At 73.5% G+C, this 15,986-nt stretch carries 12 protein-coding genes and 1 pseudogene; 7 read left to right on the top strand and 6 right to left on the bottom strand.

From position 1 onward, the window contains the following. The first annotated feature begins 145 nt into the window (after positions 1–145). The 4 genes from MID12_RS26145 (at position 146) to ybaK (ending at position 3,838) form a co-directional block, all read left to right on the top strand. On the top strand, positions 146–1,069 hold the full coding sequence (locus MID12_RS26145) for an NADP-dependent oxidoreductase (RefSeq protein WP_263171101.1): 924 nt from the start codon (positions 146–148) through the stop codon (positions 1,067–1,069). Between the two features lie 301 nt (positions 1,070–1,370). Beyond that, complete coding sequence (locus tag MID12_RS26140; protein WP_263171097.1) at positions 1,371–2,423, top strand: hypothetical protein; 1,053 nt, start codon at positions 1,371–1,373, stop codon at positions 2,421–2,423. Positions 2,424–2,515: 92 nt separating this feature from the next. After that, on the top strand, positions 2,516–3,256 hold the full coding sequence (locus tag MID12_RS26135; RefSeq protein ID WP_263171094.1) for an LON peptidase substrate-binding domain-containing protein: 741 nt from the start codon (positions 2,516–2,518) through the stop codon (positions 3,254–3,256). Between the two features lie 84 nt (positions 3,257–3,340). After that, positions 3,341–3,838 (top strand): Cys-tRNA(Pro) deacylase, encoded by a 498-nt coding sequence (gene ybaK, locus MID12_RS26130; protein ID WP_040254433.1) that lies wholly within the window; start codon positions 3,341–3,343, stop codon positions 3,836–3,838. Between the two features lie 77 nt (positions 3,839–3,915). Here the strand turns inward: ybaK and MID12_RS26125 are convergent, their stop codons facing one another. The 5 genes and pseudogenes from MID12_RS26125 to MID12_RS26105 all read right to left on the bottom strand — a co-directional run. Next, positions 3,916–4,503, bottom strand: coding sequence for a hypothetical protein (locus MID12_RS26125; RefSeq protein ID WP_145945176.1), 588 nt, complete (start codon positions 4,501–4,503; stop codon positions 3,916–3,918). Between the two features lie 190 nt (positions 4,504–4,693). Then, positions 4,694–5,365, bottom strand: a complete 672-nt coding sequence (locus tag MID12_RS26120) for a hypothetical protein (protein ID WP_263171091.1) — start codon at positions 5,363–5,365, stop codon at positions 4,694–4,696. A gap of 34 nt (positions 5,366–5,399) precedes the next feature. Continuing rightward, positions 5,400–6,233: an ABC transporter permease gene (locus tag MID12_RS26115; protein WP_411577007.1), complete on the bottom strand. Its 834-nt coding sequence runs from the start codon at positions 6,231–6,233 to the stop codon at positions 5,400–5,402. Positions 6,234–6,282: 49 nt separating this feature from the next. Next, on the bottom strand, positions 6,283–7,314 hold the full coding sequence (locus tag MID12_RS26110) for an ABC transporter ATP-binding protein (RefSeq protein ID WP_078845244.1): 1,032 nt from the start codon (positions 7,312–7,314) through the stop codon (positions 6,283–6,285). Positions 7,315–8,104: 790 nt separating this feature from the next. Further along, positions 8,105–9,340, bottom strand: a pseudogene (locus MID12_RS26105) (NYN domain-containing protein); the annotation flags it as partial. A gap of 282 nt (positions 9,341–9,622) precedes the next feature. On the opposite strand from MID12_RS26105, the gene MID12_RS26100 reads away from it, so the two are divergent. Next, positions 9,623–9,793, top strand: a complete 171-nt coding sequence (locus MID12_RS26100) for a hypothetical protein (protein WP_163011136.1) — start codon at positions 9,623–9,625, stop codon at positions 9,791–9,793. Between the two features lie 90 nt (positions 9,794–9,883). On the opposite strand, the gene dnaE is transcribed toward MID12_RS26100, so the two are convergent. After that, positions 9,884–13,483, bottom strand: coding sequence for a DNA polymerase III subunit alpha (dnaE, locus tag MID12_RS26095; protein WP_257786952.1), 3,600 nt, complete (start codon positions 13,481–13,483; stop codon positions 9,884–9,886). Between the two features lie 278 nt (positions 13,484–13,761). Here dnaE and MID12_RS26090 point away from each other — a divergent pair, with 278 nt between their 5' ends. Together MID12_RS26090 and MID12_RS26085 are read left to right on the top strand one after the other, a co-directional pair. Further along, positions 13,762–15,090 carry a DUF2252 domain-containing protein gene (locus MID12_RS26090; protein ID WP_040254422.1) on the top strand — a complete coding sequence of 443 codons (1,329 nt, stop codon included), beginning with the start codon at positions 13,762–13,764 and terminating at the stop codon, positions 15,088–15,090. Positions 15,091–15,302: 212 nt separating this feature from the next. Next, on the top strand, positions 15,303–15,986 hold the full coding sequence (locus tag MID12_RS26085; protein WP_263171084.1) for a hypothetical protein: 684 nt from the start codon (positions 15,303–15,305) through the stop codon (positions 15,984–15,986).

Raw genomic sequence — 15,986 nt, 5'->3', positions numbered from 1 at the left:
GTAGCCAGGCGCCCCGGGCGGCCGCCTGGCCTTCCGGCCGGGTGGAACCGGCCGTACGACGGGGCGGCCCGCGTCCCGGGCGGGAGCAGGCTGGGTGGCGCAGGCTGGAGAACGGACCCGGCCCCGACCGACCCAGGAGCCCGTCATGCCCGAGGCCATCGCCTTCGCCGAGTACGGCCCGCCCGAGGTACTCGAAGCCGTCTCCCTCCCCCGGCCGGAGCCCGGCCCCGGCCAGGTCCTGGTGGCGGTGCGCGCCGCCGGGGTCAACCCGCTGGACTGGAAGCTCCGCGGCGGCGCCATGGCCGCGGTGATGCCCCTCGCGCTGCCGCATGTGCCCGGACTGGAGCTGGCGGGCACCGTGGACGCGCTCGGCGAGGGCGTCGAGGGCCTCGCCGTCGGCGAGGAGGTCTTCGGCAAGGCGCGGGGTGCCTACGCCGCGTACGCCCTCGCCGAGGCGGACCGGCTCGTCCGGCGCCCGGAGGACCTGGACCCGGTACCGGCCGCGGGCCTGCCCGTCGCCGCCGAGGCCGCCTACCGCGCCCTGGAGCAGCTGCGCCTGACCGGCGGCGAGACCCTGCTGGTGCACGGGGCCGCGGGCGCGGTCGGCAGCATGGCCGCGCAGTTCGCGCGGGCCCGCGGCGCCCGGGTCCTCGGCACCGCGAGCGCTCAGGCGCAGGACCGGGTACGGGAGCTCGGCGCCGAGGCGGTGGTCTACGGCGAGGGCGTGGCCGAGCGGCTGCGGGCCGCGGCACCGGAGGGGGTCGACGCCGCCCTGGACACGTCGGGCGCCGATGTCCTCGGGCTCTCCGCCGCCCTCGCGGGCGGCACCGGGCGCGTGCTGAGCCTCGTCGACCCGGTGGCCGCGGAGCGGCACGGGGTGCGCTTCTCCGCCGGTACCCCCGGGGAGGACCGCACCGCCGCGGCTCTGGAGCAGGTGCTCGTCCTGCACCGCGCGGGCACCCTCGCCCTGCCGGTGCCCGCGACCCTGCCGCTCGCCGAGGCCGCCGAGGCCCACCGCTGGGGCGAACGCGGCGGCTCGGGCGGAAAGCTCCTGCTGCTCGTCGGCTGAGGTCCCGGCCCGCCGGTCGGGTGGGCGTCCGGCGCGCTCGGCGTCCGGGGCCCGGACCTCCTCGTCGGTACGTGCACGACCCGGCCGGGCACACCGCGGAGTCCTGACGCGCGGTCACCCGGACACCTTCCCGGCCGCACGGGCGGGCAGCGGCGCACCGGCGCCGGAAAACCCCTGACCACGAGCGTCCCGCCGCGCCTGCCCCGACCGGCCGCGGGGCATGCCGCGGCCGGGCGTGAGGAAATCGACACCCGGTGCCCTCTGGCACCCCGGCGCCACCGGCTCTTCAATGGTCCACACCATGGCTCTGTTCCGTACGCTGCGCCGCTTGGCACGCACGGTGGCGCCCGCATCGGCGGGACGCGCCGGGCGCCGGTCGCCGGGGCCTCCCCCGGACGAGGAGGTACTCCTCGACGCGCCCGACGCGCTGCTCGGACCCGCGCTCGTCCAGGCCGCCGCGGGCGCCTGGGAGGAGGCGGCGAAACTCCTCGCCACCACCCGGGAGCGGGCCGACTGGGAGCGCCGCGACCGGGTCACCCTGCGCCTCGCCGCCTTCGCGCGCAGCCGCCCGGAGTGGTTCGCCGACTGGCAGGCGGCCGCCCCGCACGACCCGGACATGCTCCTGGTCAAGGCCCAACTCGCCCTGGACCAGGGCTGGCGGTCCCCGGCCAGGGCCGAACTCCTGCGCGCCGTCGGCCCGTTGATCTCCGCCGCCGCCGAGGGGGACGTACGCGATCCGGTGCCCTGGCGGCTCGCCCTCGACCAGGCCCGGGGCAGCAACGACTCGCACACCGCCTTCGAGCTGCTCTGGGAGCAGGCCCTGCGCCGCGCCCCGCACCACTACGGCAGCCATGTGGCGGCCCTGCAGTACCTCTCGGCCGCCTGGTACGGCTCGCACCGCGAGTGCTTCGACTTCGCCGAGCGCGCCGCGCAGGACGCCCACCAGGGCTCGCTGCTGCGCGCCCTCCCGGCCCGTGCCGCCCTCGCCTATCTGACCGGGCCCCCGCCCGGACCGGTGGCGGGACTCTCCTCCCTGGTGCCCCGGGAACGCCTCGACCTCGCGGCCGACCTCGGCATCGAGCTGTCGGCGACCTTCCCGCCGCACGACCCCTGGCACGCCGAGATCCGCAACGTCCTGCTCTGTGTGCTCACCCGGCTCGGCCGCCACCAGGACGCCGCCGAGCAGCTGCGCCTGATCGGCCCGTACGCCACCTCCTTCCCCTGGGACCGGTTCTCCGAGGACCCGCTCGGCCACTTCCTGGGGGTGCGCGAGGCGGCCCTCCGCGAGGCGGCGCGGGAGCGGTCCGGGGGCCGGGGCCGCGGCGCCGGGGGCACCCGCACCGGCCGCCCCTGACCGGGCCGCGGGCGGCGGCGCCGGGGCAGGTCCGCGCGGGAGCGCGCCGGGGCGGGCCAGGTGGGGCAGGTCCTCGTCTAGGCTTGCCCGTCGTGACCACCGTCCGACTGCCGCTCTTCCCGCTCAACTCGGTACTGTTCCCCGGGCTCGTGCTGCCGCTGAACGTCTTCGAGGCGCGCTATCGCGCCATGATGCACGAGCTGGTGAAGATCCCCGAGGACGAGCCGCGCCGCTTCGCCGTCGTCGCCATCCGCGACGGCCACGAGGTCGCCCCGAGCGCCCCCGGCCTGCCCGACCAGACCTCCCCGCCCGAGCGCGGGCCCGCCGCGGGCTTCGGCGCGGAACCGCTCAAGGCCTTCCACTCGGTGGGCTGCATCGCGGACGCGGCGAACGTACGCGAACGCCCGGACGGCAGCTTCGAGGTGCTCGCCACCGGCACCACCCGGGTCCGGATCGACGCGGTGGACGCCTCCGGTCCCTTCCTCATGGCCGACCTGGAGGAGCTTCCCGAGGAGCCGGGCGAGGAGGCGGGCGCGCTGGCTGCCGGGGTGCTGCGCTCCTTCCGCAACTACCAGAAGCAGCTGGCCGGGGCCCGCGAGCGCTCGCTCTCCTCGGCCGCGGAGCTGCCCGACGACCCCTCGGTGGTCTCCTATCTGGTGGCCGCGGCGGCGGTGCTCGACACCCCCACCAAGCAGCGGCTCCTGGAGACCGGGGACATCGCCTCCCGGCTGCGCGCCGAGCTGAAGCTGCTGCGCCGCGAGACGGCGGTCATCCGCCATCTGCCCTCGCTCCCCGCGATCGACCTGACCCGCAACCCGACCAGCCTCAACTGACGAGCAGCCCCGACCGACGAGCAGCGCCGACTCGGGGCGCCGGGAGGACCCGGCCCCGTGCCCGCGAGTGCGGCCCGGAGAGCCATGGCGAAGAAGCCGAAGAAGCAGCAGGGCGGAACCCCGGCCACGGTGGCGCTCACCGAGGCGGGCACCGCCTTCACCGTGCACGCCTACGCCCACGACCCGGCCCACCCCTCCTACGGCGAGGAGGCGGCCGAGGCGATGGGCGTGGCCCCCGAGCGGGTGTTCAAGACCCTGGTGGCCGAGGTGGACGGGGAGCTGACGGTGGCCGTGGTGCCGGTCGCGGGCAGCCTCGACCTGAAGGCGCTCGCCGCCGCGGTCGGCGGCAAGCGCGCCGCGATGGCGGACCCGGCCCTCGCCGAGCGCACCACCGGGTACGTACGCGGCGGCATCTCCCCACTGGGCCAGCGCAAGCGCCTGCGCACCGTCCTCGACGCCTCTGCCGCCGGGCACCCCACGGTCTGCGTCTCGGCGGGACGGCGCGGCCTGGAGGTCGAACTGAGCCCCGGCGACCTGGCGGCGCTGACCGGGGCGGTACTCGCGGAGATCGGGCGGGTCTGAGGGCGGGCGCCGCACGGCCGGGCACAGCCGCTCACGGTGGAGCGAGCACTACCGGTGGCGATGGCGTACGGCCACCGTCACGCGCTGCCTCTTCCGGGCTCTGGAGCGTCTTCGGACGACGTCCGCGCCGACGCTCGCCCGGCCTCGATCCGCGAGACGGCCGCGGCCTCGGTCTGGGCGAACTCCTGCCGGGTGCCGCGCAACCGCCGCAGGGAGCCGGTTGCCTCCGCGAGGGCCGCGGCCACGGGGAGCAGAGTGATGAAGACCAGGCCGCCGTTGATGGACAGCTGGCAGAATGCGGCCGCTCCCGGATCAGCCCCGCTGGCCTTCCCCGGGCCGCCTTCCTCTCCGAGCCAGGTCAGCGCGATCACCGTGCACAGGGCCATGACCACCCCCAGCAGAACCCACATGAAGTACAGGAAGACCGACGGCAGCCCACGGCGCTCCTGCTGTTCGGCCCGCTTCCAGTCCTCGCGAGCCCGCTCCAGACCTGCCTGGTCCTGAGCAGCCGCCATGGCGGCCCGGGCCTGCGCCATACGGCGGTCTCTCTCATCCCGTACGGCCCATACACGCTTCAGCGTCTGATGAACCTCGACTGTCCCGATGGCCCAGATCAACGGCGCCACGGCCGCGACGGCCGTCGCATAGGGCTCGGACATCTCCATGCGCGCAGTATGGCAAGGCCGAGGGAACAGACGGTCGAGAAGATCGCCACGGAGACCGCTGACCGCCCGCGCGCCGTGGGACTCGGCACGGGTCGGAGCGACTCCCCGAGTGGCCGCTCTCCGGCCGTGCGTACGAGCGTCGAGTGACACCCGTGATCTTCGCGGCCTCGCCCCGGCCGGTCTTCGGTGGCTAGGCGCCCTTCACGTCCTGCTGCCGCGGCGGGTTGCCGTCCCCGGGGCCGTAGGCGTACGGGAGTTCCGGCTCGGGGTCGCGGGGGCCGAAGAGGCCGGTGAGGGCGAGGTGGACGGCGAGCGAGGCGATCGGCCAGGCGAGCAGGGCGCCCTTGGCCTTGAGTTCGAGCGGCGCGTCGAAGGTGACGCCCGGGCCGACCTCCTTGGCGTGCCCGATCACGTCCTCGGTGGGGCCGAGCCAGATCCCGAACCGCCAGGCCACCACCGCGCCGAGCAGGCTCCCGGCCATCAGCGCGACCACGAGCGGCACTCCGCCGCGCCTGCGCAGCAGGAAGAGCAGCACTCCGGCGACCGCGCCGAAGCCGATGCCGAGCAGGGTGAAGACCCCGTCGACGCCGATCGCCTGCTCGCCCTCGGAGTCCTTGAGGTAGACCGAGCCGGCTTCCAGCACCAGCGGGACGTGCGGCGCCAGCTGCCACCAGAGCAGCCCCAACAGCAGTCCGCTCACCACCAGGGCGAGCAGCACGACGGCGGCCGCCCGCAGCTCACCGGCGAGGCCGGGGCCCTCGGTGTCCGCGCCGGGCCGCGGCGGGATCGCCGAACTCCCGGCGGGCGGCGCCTGCCAGGGGTCGGAGGGGGGTTGGTGCGGAGGAGTCAACGGAGCGGTCACCCTGCCATCGTGCCAGGCCCGCGCACGGGCCGCGTCACCGGACGGCCGCCCGCCGGTAGGCCCAGGTCGCCGCGGCCAGCGAGGCGACGCCGACCGCGCCGCAGACCAGGAGGTCGAGCGCCACCAGCGCCCAGTCGGGCTCGGCCGCGAAGGTGCGGGAGAAGGCCTCCACGCCGTACGTCGAGGGCAGCAGGTCTCGCGCGTACCGCACGGCGGAGGGCAGCCGCTCCGGCGGCAGCACCCCGAGGAGCAGCGCGGCCGACATGCCGAGCTGGCCGAGCAGGGTGGCGAGTTCGGGGCGCGGGGCGAGCAGCCCGAGGGCGGCGCCGAGCCCGGCGAGCGCGGCGCCCGCGAGCGGGACCACCGCGGCGAGCACCCAGAGGTTCCCCATCGGCAGCCCGAAGAGCGCACAGCCCGTGACGGCGGTGACGAGGGTGCCGGGCACGGTGAAGGAGGCGTACGCGGCGGCCGTGCCGAGCACCACCGCGGCGGGCGGCACCGGCAGCGTCGCGTAGTGGTCGAGCCCGCCGTCGGCGCGCAGCTGCCCGAAGTACTGGGCGAGCAGGTTGAGCGCGACGAAGGCGACGACGAGGACGGAGGAGCCCGCGACCACGGCATGGGCCTCGGCCCCGCCGTCGACCACCCCGCGCATCAGGACCATGATCCCGATGGACTGGAAGGTGGCCACGAAGAGCAGCGGGATACGGGCCACCCGCGCCCGGGAGAGCTGGGCGCGGTAGACCGCGGCGAGCGCGGGCAGCAGCCGGGCGCGCGGCGCGAGCGGCTCGGCCGGGGCCCCGCTCGGCGCCGCCGCCTGCGCGCCCCGGTGCGCGCGGCCGGACAGGATCTCCGCGGGAAGCACACTCACCGGCTGCTCCTCGCCCGGGGCGGGCGGACCGCGGCCCCTGCGCTGCGAGTCATGTCTTCACCAGCCCCTTCAGGTTCCTCGTGTCGCCGCCGAGGGCGAGGTACACATCTTCCAGGCTCGGCGTGGCCAGAGTGAAATCGTCCAGCGCCGAGAAGGCCGCGCCGCCGGTCACCGCGGCGAGGGCGGCCCGCGCCTCGTCCGGGGCGAGCCGCAGCGACCACCGGCGCCCCGACCGTACGGCGATGTCTTGCAGAGCCGCGACCTCCGGTACGTCGAGCGGTGCCTGTTCCCGCCAGACCAGCTCCACCCGCACCTCCCCCGCCACCCGCTCCTTGAGCCCGACCGGGGTGTCGCAGGCGATGACCCGGCCGCGGTCCAGGACGGCGACCCGGTCGAGGACGGTCTCCGCCTCGATGACGTTGTGGGTGACGAGCAGCACGGTGGTGCCGTACTCGGCGCGGCGGCGGTCGACCGCGGCCCACACGGCGCGGCGGGCCACCGGGTCCATGGCGGTGGTCGGCTCGTCCAGGACCAGCAGCGGCCGCTCGGCGACCAGCGCGGAGGCCAGGCAGGCGAGCCGCCGCTGCCCGCCGGAGAGCTTCTTGATCGGCCGGGAGGCCAGCTCGCTCAGGCCCAGTTCGTCGAGTACGGCATCGCGCTCGGCGCGGGCCTCGGCGGCGGTGAGTCCGCGCAGCCGGGCGGTGGTCTCGGCGGCGAGCGCCACGCTCAGCTCGTCGAGGGCGGTGGACTCCTGGCCGAGGTAGGCGAGGATGCGGGCGGCCCGCTCGGGGTGGCGCACGATGTCGTGGCCGAGGATCTCGACGCTGCCCTCGTCGGGGCGCATGAGTCCGGTGAGCTGGCGCACCAGGGTGGACTTCCCGGCGCCGTTCGGGCCGAGCAGCCCGAAGATCTCGCCGCGCCGGATGTCGAAGGTGACCTTGTCGTTGGCGCGCACCGCGGGGGTACCGGGTGCGCCGCGGCGCCCGCGGACCGCCGGGTAGGTCTTCACCAGGTCCCGCACCGCGCACACCGCATCGGCGCCACGGCCGTGCGGGCCTGCCTGTGCCGTGCGGGTACTCACGAAGTACGAGACTACGGGGTCCGGGGGTGCGTACCGCGCCCGGGGCGCCGATCCCGCCCGTAAGGGGCCGATCCGGCGCGGTGGGCGGTGGGCGGGGGTTCGGCCGGGGGGAGGGGGGCCGCCGGGGGGAGGGCCGCCGCCGGGATTCCGGGGGTGGCGGGGCGGTGTGCGGCCGGGAGTCCGGAGGCGGCCGGGCGGTGTGCCGCGGGCCGGGATGCCGCCGGGAGTCCGGGGGCGAGAGGCCGGTGTACCGCGGGGCGAGAGGCCGCCGGGAGTCCAGGGGCGACGGGCCGGTGTACCGCGGGACGAGAGGCCGCCGGGAGCCCAGGCACGACGGGCCGGTGTACCGCGCGGCGAGATGCCTCGGGCCGGGGCGCCCGACGCCGGGCTCCCCCGTGCCGGGGTCCTGCCGCGGGGCGCCGGTCCCGTGCCGGGCTCGGTGTCATTTGTGTGCCGGGTGCTCCGCCTCGGATCCCGGCCGCTCGGCCTTGTGCCCGGGGTGCGGGCCGGATTTCTGACCCGGGTGGGGTCCGGGTTTCTGCCCGGCGGGCTGGCTGGATTTGTCTCCGGCGGGCTGCTCAGGTTTCTGTCCCGGGTGCGGCTCGGGTGCCCGGCCCGGGTGCTCCGAGACGCGCGGGCCCGGCTGGGCGGGGGCGGCGCCTTCGCCCGCGGTCCCCGACTCCGCCGTGCCCGGGCCCTGGGCCTTGGCGGGCCCCGGACGGGGCTCGTGACCGCCGGAGGGGTGCTCCGAGGGGGCCGTGTGCGGGCGGTGGCCCGGGCCGTCGCCGTTGCCCGGCGGGGTGCCGTGGTCCCCGGCTCCGGGCACGTCCACCTGGCGCCAGAAGCCGGCCCGGATCGCGTACCGGTCGTTCTCGTCGATCTGGTCGTCCTTGTGGGCGAGCAGCCCGAACCGGGCGGCGTAGCGCAGCAGTTCGCCGTCGACGCGGTGCGGGATCCGCGGGTACATGGTGGCCAGTACGCGTACCTGCCCGGCGTCCGGCAGCCGCTCCATCCAGCGGCGGGCGAAGACCTGCCCGACCTCGTAGGGGTCGCCGCCGACCGTGGTGATGTCCTCCTCGCGGTCCGCCCAGCGCTGCTCGGCGGAGGTGAGCTGGGCGAGCATCGGCAGGGCCGCGGCGTCCGCGGGCTCGGCGGGTGTGCCCGGGCGGTCCACCCAGCCCCTGTCGGAGGACCAGCGCAGGGTGGCGCTCGGCGGATGCGGTGCCCCCGGCTGTCCCGCGGGCGCCGGGTGGGGGCGCATTCCGGCCAGGTCCTTGGGGGTGGGGACGCCGCGGACGGTGGAGCCGCGCTCGGCGGTGCCACCCGCCGCGGGCGGCTCGGCCGGGTGCGCGGAGCCCTCCTCGCGCGGGCGGTCGGCCGTCTCGGCGGTGCCGAGGGCGGACTCGGGCAACGGCGCGGAGAGGATGGCGGCGATCTCGGGGCGGGCGACCGGCGGGGAGGCGCAGAGACCGCCGACCTCCTTGGCGCGTACCGCCTGGGTGATCCAGGCGCGGTCCAGGACCCGGCGCTCGTCCGCCTCGGCGACCAGGTCCTCGGACTGGTTGTAGTCGCCGTCGGCGGCCTGGACCGCCCACAGGTGGACGGCGACGCCGTGCTCCTTGGCCGACATCATGCCCGGCAGCAGATCGCCGTCGCCGGTCACCAGGACGATGTCCGAGCAGGCGCCGTTGCGGGCCAGCTCGGTCAGCTCGGCGTGCATGGCGGCGTCCACGCCCTTCTGCGCCCAGCGCCCGTCGCTGCGGGTGAGCGCGCCCAGGCGGACCGTCACCCGCGGCATCACCCGCAGCCTGCGGTGTTCCGGCTGGGGTACGCGGTCGGGGGCGCCGTCGAACCAGTAGATCCGCAGCAGCGGCTGCCGGGTGTCGGATTCGGCGCGTTCGCGCAGGCCCTGGATGAGGGCGGAGTGGTCGACGGTGATGCGGGACCTGGAGGGCTCTCCGGCGAGCAGACTCGCCGCGGCGCCCAGCAGGTACCCGGCGTCCACCAGGACGATGCAGCGGTCCACGCGGTCCACCCTCTTTCCCCTGGGGAGTATCCGAAAGGTGCTCCCGAGATCTTCGGTGCCTCACACAGACAACACCAGCGCTCTGCTTCGGGTTTCCTTCGAGTCTGCCCGACTGCGCGGGGCTTAACGGTTCGAACTCGATCTTCGGCGTGGCGCCCGTCCGCCGCCGATGTCCCATCCCTCCTTTCACACAGGGTAATTGTCTGAAATGCGACTGTTTACATCCTATGTGAATGTGGAGGTGGTCCTGGCACTCGGATCACCCCCAGGAGGAAGATCACCATGGCCAAGAACAAGCGAGATCGTAAGCAGCAGAAGAGCAGTCCGGCCGAGCAGGGCAAGGAGCGGGCCGAGCAGTCGTCCATGGAGGCGATGTCGCAGACGCAGCAGCACGCCCAGGGCAGCCCCGCGGACGTGGCCCGCAAGCACCAGCGGCGCTTCGGGCACAACTGACGCCTTCGCGAAGGCGGTTGACGGACGGCAGTACGCAGGAGGGCGGGACGCACCGGATGCGTCCCGCCCTCCTTGGGTACCTGCTCTCCCCTAACCCGCCAGGCAGGACGGGCCGAGCAGCACCTTCAGATCGCCGAAGAGCGCCGGATCGGGGCGGACCCGGTGCCGGTCGAGGCGCAGCACCGTGGTCTTGTGGGCGCCCTGGAGCTTGATGCGCACCTCGCTCTGGCCCTTGTGGTGGCTGAGGATCTCGCCGAGCCTGCCGACCATCGGCGGGGTGACCCGGCCCGAGGGGATGGTGATCACCACGGGGGCGTTGGCCCCGGCGGAGGAGAGGTCGGGGACCTGGAGCTCCATCGCCACCAGGCGCGGCACGTCCTCGCGCTTGTCGAGGCGGCCCTTGACGAAGACCACGGCGTCCTCGACGAGTTGGGTGGAGACCAGCTGGTAGGTCGCCGGGAAGAACATGCACTCGATGGAGCCCGCGAGGTCCTCGACGGTGGCGATCGCCCAGGCGTTGCCCTGCTTGGTCATCTTGCGCTGGAGGCCGGAGATGATGCCGCCGATGGTGACCACCGCGCCGTCCGCGTGCTCGCCGCCGGTGAGCTGGGAGATGGCCGCGTCGGTCTTGTCGGAGAGCACGTGCTCGATGCCGAAGAGCGGGTGGTCGGAGACGTACAGGCCGAGCATCTCCCGCTCCTGGGCGAGGAGATAGGTCTTCTCCCACTCCTCCGCGGAGAACTCCACGTCCAGGCCGAAGCCGGGCTCGCTGGTGTCCTGCTCGCCCATGCCGCCGAAGAGGTCGAACTGCCCCTCGGCCTCCTTGCGCTTGACCTGGACGACATTGTCGATCATCGGCTCGTACTGCGCGGTGAGGCCCTTGCGGGTGTGCCCCATCTCGTCGAAGGCGCCGGCCTTGATGAGTGATTCGGTGGTGCGCTTGTTGCAGGCGACCGCCTCGACCTTGTCGAGGTAGTCCGGGAAGGAGGCGTACTTCCCCTTGGCCTTGCGGCTGCGGATGATCGACTCGACGACGTTGGTGCCGACGTTGCGCACCGCCGAGAGGCCGAAGAGGATCACGTCGTCGCCCTGGGCGGCGAAGTTGGCCACCGACTCGTTGACGTTGGGCGGCAGCACCTTGATGCCCATCCGGCGGCACTCGTTGAGGTAGACCGCGGACTTGTCCTTGTCGTCCCGCACCGAGGTGAGCAGCGCCGCCATGTACTCGGCCGGGTGGTTCGCCTTCAGGAAGGCGGTCCAGTACGAGACGAGGCCGTACGCGGCGGAGTGCGCCTTGTTGAAGGCGTATCCGGCGAAGGGGACCAGGACGTCCCACAGGGCCTGGATCGCCTCGTCGCTGTAGCCCTTCTTGCGGGCGCCCTCCTGGAAGAGGACGAAGTTCTTGGCGAGTTCGTCGGGCTTCTTCTTGCCCATCACGCGGCGCAGGATGTCGGCCTCGCCGAGCGAGTACCCGGCGATGATCTGGGCGGCCTTCTGGACCTGCTCCTGGTAGACGATCAGGCCGTGGGTGACCGCGAGGACCTCTTCGAGGGGCTCCGCCAGCTCCTTGTGGATCGGCGTGATCTCCTGCTGGCCGTTCTTGCGCAGCGCGTAGTTGGTGTGGGAGTTCATGCCCATCGGGCCCGGGCGGTACAGGGCCGAGACGGCGGAGATGTCTTCGAAGTTGTCCGGCTTCATCAGCCGCAGCAGGGAGCGCATCGGCCCGCCGTCGAACTGGAAGACGCCGAGGGTGTCGCCGCGCTGGAGGAGTTCGAAGGTCGTCGGGTCGTCGAGGGGCAGGCTCAGGAGGTCGATGTCCAGGCCCTTGTTGGACTTCACCATCTTGACGGCGTCGTCCATGATCGTGAGGTTGCGCAGGCCGAGGAAGTCCATCTTCAGCAGGCCGAGCGACTCGCAACTCGGGTAGTCCCACTGGGTGATGGTGACGCCGTCGGTGTGCCGCACCCAGACCGGGACGTGGTCGGTGATGGTCTCGCTGGACATGATCACGCCCGCGGCGTGCACGCCCATCTGCCGGACCAGGCCCTCCACGCCGCGCGCGGTGTCGATGACCTTCTTCACGTCGGGTTCGTTCTCGTACATGCCCCGGATCTCGCCCGCCTCGCTGTAGCGCGGGTGCGAGGAGTCGAGGATGCCGGAGAGCGGGATGCCCTTGCCGAGGACGTCGGCAGGCATCGCCTTGGTGAGCCGGTCGCCCATCGCGTACGGGTAACCGAGCACCCGGGCCGAGTCCTTGATGGCGTTCTTGGCCTTGATGGTGCCGTAGGTGCCGATCATGGCGACCTTGTCGGCGCCGTACTTCTCGGTCACGTACCGGATCACCTCGACGCGCCTGCGCTCGTCGAAGTCGATGTCGACATCGGGCATCGAGACGCGCTCGGGGTTGAGGAAGCGCTCGAAGATCAGTCCGTGCGGGATGGGGTCGAGGTCGGTGATGCCCATCGCGTACGCCACGATCGAGCCGGCCGCGGAGCCCCGGCCCGGGCCCACCGCGATGCCGTTGTTCTTGGCCCACATGATGAAGTCGGCGACCACGAGGAAGTACCCGGGGAAGCCCATCGAGATGATGACGTCCATCTCGTAGTCGGCCTGCTTCTGGCGGTCCTCGGGGACGCCGCCCGGGAAGCGGCGGTCCATGCCCCGGCGGACCTCCTCCTTGAACCAGGTGACCTCGGTGAAGCCCTCGGGGATGTCGAACTTCGGCATCAGGTCGCGCTTGTCGAACATCCCGGTGGTGTCGATCTGCTCGGCGACCAGCAGGGTGTTGGCGCAGCCCTCCTGCCAGGCGTCCGAGGAGTCGATGGCGTACATCTCGTCGGTCGACTTGAGGTAGTAGCCGGTGCCGTCGAAGCGGAAGCGGTCCGGGTCGGAGAGGTTCTTGCCGGTCTGGATGCACAGCAGCGCGTCGTGCGCGGTGGCCTCGTGCGAGTAGGTGTAGTGCGAGTCGTTGGTGACCAGCGGGGGGATGCCGAGCTTCTTGCCGATCTCCAACAGGCCGTCGCGGACCCGGCGTTCGATCTCGATGCCGTGGTCCATCAGCTCCAGGAAGTACCGGTCCTTGCCGAAGATGTCCTGGTACTCGGAGGCCGCCTTCAGCGCCTCGTCGAACTGGCCGAGCCGCAGCCGGGTCTGCAGCTCGCCGGAGGGGCAGCCGGTCGAGGCGATCAGGCCCTCGGACCACTGGGAGATGGTCTCCTTGTCCATCCGGGGCCACTTCTGCAGCCAGCCCTCCGCGTACGCGTCCGAGGAGAGCCGGAAGAGGTTGTGCAGACCGGTGGCGTTCGCCGCCCAGATGGTCTTGTGGGTGTAACCGCCGGAACCCGAGACGTCGTCGCGCTTCTGGTGCGGCTGGCCCCACTGGATCTTGCGCTTGGTCCGCCGCGACTCGGGCGCCACATAGGCCTCGATGCCGATGATCGGTGTGACGCCGGCCTTCTTCGCCGAGTGGAAGAAGTCGTAGGCACCGTGCAGGTTGCCGTGATCGCTCATGGCGATGTGCGTCATGCCCATCTCGTTGCAGGCGTTGAACATGTCCTTCAGGCGCGCGGCACCGTCGAGCAGCGAGTACTGCGTGTGCACGTGCAGGTGCGTGAAGGGGGGCTTCCCCGAGGAACCCGGAGAAGAACCTGCGGAACCTGAAGGAGCTGTCGGGGCAGACGTGCCGGTCACTGCGGGGGCCTCCAGCGGAGCGTTCGGTGGCGGTGTGCGGGCGGTCCGGAGGGACAGTGGCGAAGTCTACTGAGGGCCACCGACAACGCGGCCCGGCCGCCGGATCCGGGGCGGACGGGCCCGGGGTGAAGCGGCGTGACGCGGCGGGCACTCGGGCGTACCTTCGTGCGTTGGAACAGGACAGGCACCGGGCAGAGCAGCTGCCCCGGGGCGCGCGCCCGAGGGGCGGGCCCCTCGCCACCCACCGCAGTATCCACCGCACCAGGAGGCATCCAGCGATGTCGGTCCAGCAGCCCGTCGGCGAAGAGCGCGGCGAGCAGATCCTCAGCGTCTTCGACACCGCCTTCGGCGACCTCCTCGCCGCGGACCCGGCCGCGTTCCGGGTGAAGTTCCGGAAGATGGCCTCCTCCGCCTTCGCCTTCTACCGGGGCACCGCCTGCCTCTTCTACCAGGACCTGGAGGCGGAGCGGCGCGGCGGCCCGTACCTGGACGACCGCACCGCGCGGGTGTGGATCCACGGCGATCTGCACGCGGAGAACTTCGGCACCTACATGGACTCCCAGGGCCGGCTGATCTTCAACGTCAACGACTTCGACGAGGCCTATGTCGGCCCCTTCACCTGGGACCTCAAGCGCTTCGCCGCCTCCATCGCCCTCATCGGGTACGCCAAGGCGCTGAGCGACGAGCAGATCACCGAGCTGGTGCGGATCTACGCCACCGCCTACCGGGAGCGGGTGCGGGCGCTCGCCACCGGCGCGAAGAGCGACGAGGTGCCGCCCTTCACCCTGGACACCGCGCAGGGGCCGCTGCTCGACGCGCTGCGCGACGCCCGCTCGCTGACCCGGTTCGGGCTCCTGGAGTCGATGACCGAGATCCGCGAGTTCGAGCGCCGCTTCGCACCGGGCGGCGGGGCGGTCGAGCTGGACGCCGCCACCCGCTACAAGGTCCTCGCCGCCTTCGACGGCTATCTGGAGACGCTGCCCGAGTCCTCGCTGACCCGGCCGGACTCCTACCGCGTCAAGGACGTCGTCGGCCGCCGCGGCATCGGCATCGGCTCGGCGGGCCTGCCCTCGTACAACATCCTCCTGGAGGGCAACAGCGACGCCCTGGAGAACGACGTGGTGATCTACCTCAAGCAGGCGCAGACCCCGGCGGTCTCGCGGCACATCACCGACCCGGCGATCCGCGAGTACTTCCAGCACGAGGGCCACCGCACGGTCATCTCGCAGCGCTCGCTGCAGGCGCACGCCGACCCCTGGCTCGGCTGGACCGAGCTGAACGGCTCCGGCCAGCTGGTCGCCGAGGTCTCGCCCTACGCGGTGGACCTGGACTGGTCCGACATCGACGACCCGGAGGAGATCGCGGCGGTCGTCGCCGACCTCGGCCGGGCCACGGCGACCATGCACTCCGCCGCGGACGACGAGAGCGGCCACTCGGAGCTGGTGCCCTTCTCCACCGAGCGGGCCATCGACGCGGCGATCGCCGGGGACGAGGAGAACTTCCCGGAGCTGCTGGTGGAGTTCGCGCACGCGTACGGCGCCCGGGCCCGCGCGGACCACCAGATCTTCGTCGACCTCTTCCGCAACGGACGCATCCGCGGCGTCTGAGACCCTGGAGGAGAGCCCCGGACGGGCCCCGGGCGGTGAGCCGTGCCGGGGCCGCCGGGAGCCGGGGGCGCCGGGGGTGCGGCCGGGTTCACAGCGACTCTTCACGGCTCTCTTACCGAGGGCCGTGCCACACTCCTCGGCGACAGGACAGGGACCGGCGGGCCCGGAGCAGCTCAGGGCGCGCCCCGCACTACGAGACGGCGAAGACAGCGGTGGAACTCGGTCAGACGGCATTCCGGGCGGTGCGCGCGGCGCTCTTCACGGCGCTGCTCGTGCTGCTCTCCGCCGGCTCCCATGTGCTGCTCACGCGCGCCCCGCTGCCGCTGAGCACGGTGGCGGCGCTCTCCGCGGCCGTCTTCGCCCTCGCCTACGCCTGCGCCGGGCGCGAACGCGGCTTCGCCCGGATCGCCGCCCTGCTGATCCCCCTGGAACTGGCCGCGGACACCGTCTTCACGGCCGGCCAGCACGCCTGTTACGGCGAGGCGGGCGGCCCGGTGACCGGACCGCTGCGCTCCGTCGGCATCGACCTGCTCTGCGGCGGCGCGGTCGGCGCCCCGCTCGCCGGGGTCTCCGACGGCGGCCGGGACGCGGCCGAGATCCTCGCGCGCACCGACCCGGCGGTCCCCTGGCTGCTGCTCGCCGCCCATGTCGGCGTCTCGCTCCTCGCCGCGGCCTGGCTGCGGCGGGGCGAGCGGGCGCTGGTGGAGCTGCTGCGGGCGGCCGCGGTCAGCGGTTTCCGCCCGCTGCTCCTCGCCCTCGGCGCGGGGCGCGCTCCCCGCCGGGCCCCGGCGCCGCGCGGCCGCACGACACCGTGGGCGGCGCCCTTCCGCTCCCGTACCTGGGTGCACTCCGTGGGGCGGCGCGGGCCGCCGTGGGTGGCCGTCTCCCCCGGCTGA

The organism is Streptomyces sp. SCSIO ZS0520 (genome assembly GCF_025643355.1).
Lineage (GTDB): Bacteria > Actinomycetota > Actinomycetes > Streptomycetales > Streptomycetaceae > Streptomyces > Streptomyces physcomitrii.
Note: the sequence above shows the minus strand (reverse complement) of the source record. Positions and strands in the feature narration are given on the sequence as shown.